This window comes from Alteromonas sp. AMM-1 (genome assembly GCF_047290655.1).
Classification (GTDB): Bacteria; Pseudomonadota; Gammaproteobacteria; order Enterobacterales; family Alteromonadaceae; genus Alteromonas; species Alteromonas mangrovi.
Genome location: NZ_JBLBUE010000257.1, coordinates 1 through 3,058 on the forward strand (window position 1 = coordinate 1; position 3,058 = coordinate 3,058).

The window sequence follows — 3,058 nt, forward strand, 5'->3', positions numbered from 1 at the left end:
AGAAACGGCATGTTTGGATCGGGTATGGGATAGATCAAATGCGAGGAAACGGCGTTGTATTTATCGACCAGACGAAAATACTCTCCACGAAATGGCAACATGCGAAAATCGCACGCCAACCCCTGACTTTTTATAATCTCATCACTGTAAATACCGGCGCAATTTATTAAGAAATCAGCCTGAAAACTCGCTTTTCCCGCAGATGTTTCAGCGCAAACCTGCACACAATCACCGAGTTCTTGTACACTGGTAACCTGATGCTGGTAACGCACATCCAGCCGGGCATGTTTAGCAGCCAGAGACAACAAACAGCAAGTTATCGCCTGATAGTCAGTGATCCCGGTTTGCTTTACTAAAAAACCACCAACTGCCCGTATGTTAGGTTCTTTTTGTCTGATTTGAGCAGCGCTAAGCATATCGGGCTGAAGATCATTATGCTCGCACCGTTCAAACAGCGACTGCATAGCCTCAAGTTCGCGGTTATCAGTAGCCACCAATAACTTACCACACTGTTCAAACGGTAATTGATGTTGCTTACAAAACGCCAGGGTATCTTCTAAACCTTGTCTGCAAAATGTTGCTTTCAGGCTTCCAGGTGCATAGTAGACCCCCGCATGTATCACACCTGAGTTTCTGCCAGTCTGATGACTCGCTGCCCTCTCCGCTTTGTCTAACAACAACACCCGGCAACCGGGTTTTCTCAGGCTTAACTCATGAGCGACGGCAGCACCTATAATACCCGCTCCAATTATTACAAAATCATATGCAGACATGGGCAAATCATTGAAAAATGGTAAACTCAGCCCGATAGTACCTGAGCACCAGTTCTCTGCAACAATTTCAAAGGTAAAAATATGACCTATCAGGAGCGGTTTGGCGGCATTACTCGCCTGTATGGAAGTGAACGTCAGCAACAGATCGCCAAAGCACACATTGCCGTTATTGGTATTGGTGGTGTGGGTTCATGGAGTGCAGAAGCGCTCGCAAGAACCGGCGTGGGCGCCATTACTTTGTTTGATTTGGACGATGTTTGCGTAACTAATACCAATCGTCAAATCCATGCGCTGCGCGATACTGTCGGCTCTCCCAAAGTAACCGTGATGGCCGAACGTATCAGGCAAATCAACCCCGATTGCAACGTTGAGGCAATTGAAGATTTTGTCACACCGGATACCGTTATGACGCATCTGAACGGTAATTTCACCGGTGTCATTGAAGCAACAGATTCCGTTACCGCTAAAGCCAGCATTATTTATTATTGTAAACGCAATAAAATCCCTGTTGTCACTGTGGGTGGTGCGGGCGGACAGATAGACCCTACACAAATTACGTGTGGCGACCTGGCAAAAACCATTCAGGATCCGCTGGCAGCGAAACTGCGCAATTTGTTGCGACGACAGTATGGATTTAGCAAAAATCCAAAGCGTAAATTTGGTATTGATTGCATTTATTCCACAGAGCAGCTTCGGTATCCACAGCCAGATGGTTCGGTATGCTTTAACAAATCGCTGGAAGAAGGCAGTACGCGATTAGATTGCGCTTCTGGATTTGGTGCCTCAGTTGCAGTGACAGCCAGCTTCGGTATGATTGCCGCTGCGCGCATGATAAACAAACTTACCGGCGCATAGGAACTCGACATTTTAGCGCTTGTCGCGCACAATCGGTTAATACTGCTGTTGCGGAACGACACTCAAACAGGAAGCCCGCGAATGAACCAACAAGAATTAGAAACATTAATGAAAGACAGCGCGCAGGATGCTGTAGATACCAGTAAAGAAATTTTCAATGTCACACTGGATTACAGTGCCGACAGCATTATATTGGTAGACGACTTGCTACTGGCTTTTGTTGCCAGATATCAGGATCAGGCATTGGAAGATGAAGCCGTTTTCACTTTGTGCAATATCTATGGCGCCTATATTGGTGAAGTGATGCGCAGTCTTACAGGGGGTCAGTGGCGATACGACACTTCCGATGAAAAAGCCCCTTTTGTGGCGCTGGCCATTGGCGAATTTTCCTATGCTTTCGCCGGTATTTGTTACGAACGGTTAGTTAACGACAGTGCAATTTCAGTAAAAGCGTATTTCGATCAGGCAATCGCCAATAACACGCAATAAGTGATTTTGCATTACCATACACAATTAGGTATGCGCAATAATGCGGGTCTGGCAGACCCGCAATCATCAGCTTGTTTGCCCCGTTCTTACACCCGGTAAAAACTGCCAGTCCTCAATCATAATGTTTACATGTCGGCTTTTTGCCAGCATGTATGCCATTATCGACAACCCGATAAAAATGCTCGCGTAGTACACGTTAAACTGACCACCGGTTTTCAGGATAAACATCGATACCGCCAACAACTGGCTGACGATACCAACCCAACAGAGGGGCTTTAACCAACGTCGCCAGTTTACCTTTTGCTTTTGCCATAAACGGGCACGAAAACTGGTAAGCACAAATACCAGCAGAAAGGGAACCGAAACCAACAATTGCCAAACCAACCAGTTGCTATGAACGAAAACCAGTTTAAACAAGGTATCAGCTTCTTCCGGCAATGCGCTGATCAGCAACACAAACAACACGTCCCTTGCACCAAAAGCCAAAAATCCATACCACCAGGTCGGCGGCAAGACCACGCCAGCCTCGTCGTAACAATGCAGTGGTAGCGGTATACTCACCTAACACTACCCAATCGATTTATTGAAATGAAAGCTGGAAATCGGCATGCCATGTGCAAAGTAAAAACCATGGGCCCGGGTTCGCTGCGTACCAGAATCGAGATGCAGCGATACACACCCATGGTACTCTGCGTGTGTCTGACAACATTGCAATAACGCATCGCCAATGCCTTTACTGCGCATGGACTCGTCAACCACCAGATCATCAATATACATATGCTTACCCCAGGCCAGTTTTTCGCCCAGCACAAAACCGGCCACTCCCACAACCAGCCCATCACAATAGGCCACTGCCAGGCGGTAACCAGACTGCCATTGACGAACAATAGCACTGCTTAATTCGTCAACAGAAAACTGAGGCCGCAAGTACTGCATAACAC

5 protein-coding genes are annotated in these 3,058 nt (G+C 47.0%); 2 read left to right on the forward strand and 3 right to left on the reverse strand.

Translation table 11 applies throughout. The features are described from left to right. On the reverse strand, positions 1–773 hold a 773-nt coding region (gene lhgO / locus ACLR2L_RS19710; protein ID WP_413370670.1), incomplete at its 3' end, for an L-2-hydroxyglutarate oxidase. 81 nt (positions 774–854) lie between these two features. Between lhgO and tcdA the strand changes: the two genes are divergently transcribed. Together tcdA and ACLR2L_RS19720 are read left to right on the forward strand one after the other, a co-directional pair. Further along, positions 855–1,628 (forward strand): tRNA cyclic N6-threonylcarbamoyladenosine(37) synthase TcdA, encoded by a 774-nt coding sequence (gene tcdA, locus ACLR2L_RS19715; protein ID WP_140956899.1) that lies wholly within the window; start codon positions 855–857, stop codon positions 1,626–1,628. A gap of 81 nt (positions 1,629–1,709) precedes the next feature. Further along, positions 1,710–2,117, forward strand: coding sequence for a hypothetical protein (locus ACLR2L_RS19720; RefSeq protein WP_413370672.1), 408 nt, complete (start codon positions 1,710–1,712; stop codon positions 2,115–2,117). Positions 2,118–2,183: 66 nt separating this feature from the next. Here ACLR2L_RS19720 and ACLR2L_RS19725 read toward each other — a convergent pair whose 3' ends face one another. Both ACLR2L_RS19725 and ACLR2L_RS19730 read right to left on the reverse strand, forming a co-directional pair. Next, positions 2,184–2,678 (reverse strand): DUF2919 family protein, encoded by a 495-nt coding sequence (locus ACLR2L_RS19725; protein WP_413370674.1) that lies wholly within the window; start codon positions 2,676–2,678, stop codon positions 2,184–2,186. A 6-nt stretch (positions 2,679–2,684) separates the two neighbouring features. Then, a partial coding sequence (locus ACLR2L_RS19730; protein WP_413370676.1) for a GNAT family N-acetyltransferase occupies positions 2,685–3,058 on the reverse strand: 374 nt, incomplete at its 5' end.